Here is a 4,700-nt window from a genome sequence, read left to right on the forward strand (position 1 = left end):
CAATGGGAGATAGCTTGGTAAATCTTAATACACAGGTATTAACTGCCCAAGAATAATTTACAAAAATGGTACAAACATTAAGTAAAGACTATAGATAAAAATAAGAGCCATATTTCCCGTATTAATCATTTAAAATCAATATTGCCCTCAGAAAGTAAAATTTCTAAAGAAAAAAAGATGTGAGATTAAACATCTCACTTAAAATTTCAATGCATCGACAGCTCTGATAAGTTCAATCATGTGCATGTCTTTTACGCTTTGGTTTGCAAAGCTGTATTCCTCAAAGTAGAATGCAGGAATTCCGTTGTTGTTTAAAGGTTCGGTTAGAAAAGGACCGCTGGTTGTTGATTCTGGAGTGTAATAGCTGATGTTTTCGCATTTGCTTGCAACGTCAACTGCACATTTCTCACCTGATCCACCCAGAATCGGGCTGAAAACGAATGTCTGGTATGGATATGCACCGACGTTTGAGTGAACATCTACTGCCGCTTTATAGCTTCCGTTTGCAATTTCGGGATATACGTATTTGTATGCAAGATTCTGTCCGTTCTGTCTTCCCTGACTGTTGTCTGATGCTCCGTCACCATAATAGCCCACATCTTCGGTTACATTAATTATATAGATGTCATAGCAGTAGTTTAAACCATTAACTGTTGGCAATAGTTTCACTAATGTTTCGTGTGTTTCATGTTCAAGAGGATGAACTCCGACCACATAAGCTATTTTTTCACCGCTTGGATTTCCGATATTTCTGATTACTTCAACGGAACCCGGATCATCTGTTGAGTTTGCAATCACTTCACGTGAAAGCGCTGATGCGCCGGGGGTTTGTCCAATATTGCCACTATTTAACAGTCCGCTCTCATTAAGGGCAACTATTCCAACGCCTATTATAATAATCAGTATTGCAATTATAATATATTTCCTTTTAACCATAATATCTCCTAAAAAAATAAGAAAACTAAGATAATTAAATCTTAGTTTATAATTTCAATCCGTCTACTCCAAAGATGAGTTGCATCATGTGGGTGTCTTTCTGTGCTTGGCTTGCGAAACTGTATTCCTCAAAGTAGAATGCAGGAACTCCATGGTTGTTCAATGGAACTGTCAGGTATGGTCCGCTTGTAGTGTGGCCTAATTGGTAATAAACTACATTTGCACATGTTTTTGCAACTGCTCTTCCATATTGTTCTCCTAATCCTCCGGTAACAGGACTGAATACGAATGTTCTGTATGGATATGCACCGACATTTGAGTGAACGTCAATAGCCAATTCATATCCTCCGTTAACGATTTGAGGATATACGTAATTGTATGCTAAGTTCTGTCCGTTCTGTCTTCCCGGACTGTTGTCTCCTGCTCCGTCTCCATAATATCCGACGTTTTCAACTACATTGATAACATAAATGTCGTAGCAGTAGTTAAATCCAGGAATTGTTGGCAGCAGTTTTACAAGAGTGTCGTGGGTTTCATGTTCTAATGGGTGAACTCCAACAACATATGCTATTTTTTTAGCTGATGGGTTTCCAATGTTTCTTATGACGCTGACGGAACCAGGTCCAATGTTAATTCCATTTGAAACCATGTTTCCATCATATTCAGCTGTAATCGTATATGCTCCATTTTTCAATGTGCCTAATGGGCATTTGGCCATTCCCTGTGAATCTGTTTTCACCTTAAAGATTTGGCCGTTGATGTTGAAGTTAACGATTTTTCCGGCATCAGGGCTTCCGACATCGTTGAGCAATTTGACATCATATGTATTTTTGCGTGAATAGCAGAAGTATGAGCTTTCTTCTGTCATTTTAGGCAATACTTTAATTCTGGATGATTGTTTTAATGTGCTGTTAGGATTTTCAGCCGTTAAAATGTATTCTCCGGGTGCAAGATTTATGTTCAGTCTTACATTTCCATCGTCATCGCTTTCACGGATGTAGAACACTCCGTTGATGTTAAAGCTCACGTTAGCATTTTTTAAAGGATTTCCCTGATTGTCCAGCACTTTAGCGGTTGCATATGATGCGTTTTTATAGTATTTGGTTAAATCATAGCAGAACATGTTTGACAATACGGTAACTGTATTGGATACTTTCAAACCTGTGTCTTTACGTTCTGTTGTCGAAATGTATTTTCCGGGACTTAAATTGATATTCAATTTTGCAGTACCGTTTTTATTTGTCGTACGATTATAGAATACTCCGTTGATGTTAATTGATATGTTAACATCCGCTTGAGGATTCCCTTCGCCGTCAAGTATTGTCGTATAGAATTGTGATTCGTTCCTGTAGTATTTGGTCAGGTCTTCAGATAAGATGCTGGTGAGAACAGTAATCGTATTCTGGATGGTTGAATTGTCATAACAGTTTTTACTTGTAATCTGATACACTCCCGGACCTAAATTGATATTCAATTTAGCGGTTCCGTTATCGACCTGCCTTTTGTAGGTATTTCCGTTTATTGTAAAGTCAACTGATCCGTCTGTCAGAGGAGTGCTGTTTTCATCAAAAACACTGACTTCAAATTGCGAATCGTTTTTGTAGTATTTGGTAAGGTCATTTGCGATTATTGTAGGATTGACATTATCATCTGATGCAGTTTCAATATCAGCCGTTGAATTGTCCAGTTCGCTGGCGCTGACAATGTTGACGCACATGAATATGATGAGAATGCAAATCAAAAAGATTTTCCTTTTCATAACTTTCCCCCATTATATTAATAATGATAGTATGTTTACTTTTTAAATTTAATATATTTTTATATATTAAAAAAACCAAAATTATAGTATTGATATTTTAATTAAGGAGAGGATTTTTCTGACAAAATACATTATTATTACTGGAGGAGTTGTAAGTTCCATAGGTAAGGGAATTACTTCAGCCTCTATGGGTAGGATTTTAAGATCATATGGCTTGAAAGTATCAGCTATTAAAATTGACCCTTATTTAAACTGGGATTCCGGAACACTCAATCCTTATCAGCATGGAGAAGTTTTCGTCACAAGTGACGGCATGGAAACTGATTTAGATTTAGGTCATTATGAAAGGTTTTTGGATGTTGAACTCGAAGGTTTCGCTAACATTACCACAGGTAAAGTATATGAATCCGTAATCAAAAAGGAAAGGGAAGGAGGATACTTGGGAGAATGTGTACAGGTCATTCCTCACATAACTAACCGCATTAAGGAAATGATTAGGGAAACTTCCGAGAAAAAGGACTATGATGTCGTCCTCATTGAACTGGGCGGTACTGTCGGAGACATCGAAAGCCAGCCGTTTTTAGAAGCCTTAAGACAATTGCGTAATGAAGAAGGATCTGCAAATGTGATGTTCGTTCATGTTACATTCATTCCTTACCTTAATGCTGCCGGCGAGTTCAAAACCAAACCTACACAGCACTCCACAAAGGAATTGAGAAGTATGGGTATCAATCCCGATGTCATTGTCTGCAGGTCACAGGAACACATCGACGATGCACTTTTAGCAAAAGTTGCTCATTTCTGTGACGTTGATGTTAATGCAGTTGTAAACACTCCAGATGCAGGTTCAATCTATGAAGTGCCTCTTGTCCTTGAGGAAAATGACATAGGTAAACTTATAGTTGACAGAATAGGCCTGGACATTACTCCGGATTCATCCAAACTTGATGACTGGGCTAAAGTCGTCGATTCCCTAAAGATTAAAGATCCTAGCGTAACAATTGGTATTGTCGGAAAATATGTTGAACTTGAAGATGCATATATCAGTATCAGAGAATCCCTCCAGCATGCAGCGGCAAGCATTGGCGTTAAGGCAAACATTGAATATTTAAGTTCCGATGTTGAGGAGCTTGACAAAGACATCATGGACAATTTTGACGGTATCCTAATCCCTGGAGGATTCGGTGAACGTGGATTTGAAGGAAAATTGGACGCAGTTGACTATGCAATTGAAAACAATGTTCCTTTATTCGGAATCTGTTTAGGTATGCAATCCATGGTAACCCAGTTTGCAAGGCGCAACGGCTATCCTGATGCAAACAGTTCCGAGTTCGATGACAATCTCACCCATCCTGTTATTGACATGATGGAAGAGCAGAAAAAAATCAAGAACATGGGCGGAACTATGCGTTTAGGTTCCTATGACTGCAAAATCATTGAAGGCACTAAAACTCATGAGGCTTATGGTGAAATAGATATTGAAGAACGCCACAGGCACAGATATGAGTTCAACAATGATTACAGGCAGGAACTTCAGGATAAAGGTTTAATCATTTCAGGTACCAGTCCGGATGATTTCCTGGTTGAAATCGTTGAATTCCCAGACCATCCTTGGGCTATAGGATGTCAGTTCCACCCTGAATTTAAGTCTAGACCTAATAGACCACATCCTTTATTCAAATCATTTTTAGAAGCTATTTATGAGCATTCTAAAAATTAATTTTTTTACCTTTTCATACAATATTACCGTCCCGTACAATATTACCGGATTAATTTCTATCTAATTAATATACTCCTTTTTTAGAAATTTTAAACCATGATTATAGACAATATTTATCTTATACAGATTATGGTTACAATAATTTTCGTTGTTGTTTTTTGTATTTTTGATATTAAAACAGGAGTTGTTCCCAACAGGCTTAATTATATTCTGCTTGCTTTCGGTTTTCTGTCAAATCTGCTTTTGACAATAATTACAACTAACATTAAATTCATTTTATTCTCA

The 4,700-nt window shown here is 37.5% G+C and carries 3 protein-coding genes and 1 pseudogene; 2 read left to right on the forward strand and 2 right to left on the reverse strand.

The features are described from left to right. Positions 1-198 precede the first annotated feature (198 nt). Together IJQ68_RS01960 and IJQ68_RS01965 are read right to left on the reverse strand one after the other, a co-directional pair. Complete coding sequence (locus IJQ68_RS01960; protein ID WP_292796273.1) at positions 199-936, reverse strand: hypothetical protein; 738 nt, start codon at positions 934-936, stop codon at positions 199-201. A 46-nt stretch (positions 937-982) separates the two neighbouring features. After that, positions 983-2,695, reverse strand: coding sequence for a hypothetical protein (locus IJQ68_RS01965; RefSeq protein ID WP_292796276.1), 1,713 nt, complete (start codon positions 2,693-2,695; stop codon positions 983-985). 100 nt (positions 2,696-2,795) lie between these two features. On the opposite strand from IJQ68_RS01965, the gene IJQ68_RS01970 reads away from it, so the two are divergent. Further along, the gene (locus tag IJQ68_RS01970) at positions 2,796-4,415 is read left to right on the forward strand and encodes a CTP synthase (protein ID WP_292796280.1); all 1,620 of its coding nucleotides are present in this window, start codon (positions 2,796-2,798) and stop codon (positions 4,413-4,415) included. Positions 4,416-4,511: 96 nt separating this feature from the next. Continuing rightward, positions 4,512-4,700, forward strand: a pseudogene (locus IJQ68_RS01975) (prepilin peptidase); the annotation flags it as partial.

The organism is Methanobrevibacter sp. (assembly GCF_017447225.1).
Classification (GTDB): Archaea; Methanobacteriota; Methanobacteria; order Methanobacteriales; family Methanobacteriaceae; genus Methanocatella.

Coding starts and splice junctions, on each gene's coding strand:
- IJQ68_RS01960 (WP_292796273.1), bottom strand. CDS start 936: ATGGTTAAAAGGAAATATATTATAATTGCAATACTGATTATTATAATA.
- IJQ68_RS01965 (WP_292796276.1), bottom strand. CDS start 2,695: ATGAAAAGGAAAATCTTTTTGATTTGCATTCTCATCATATTCATGTGC.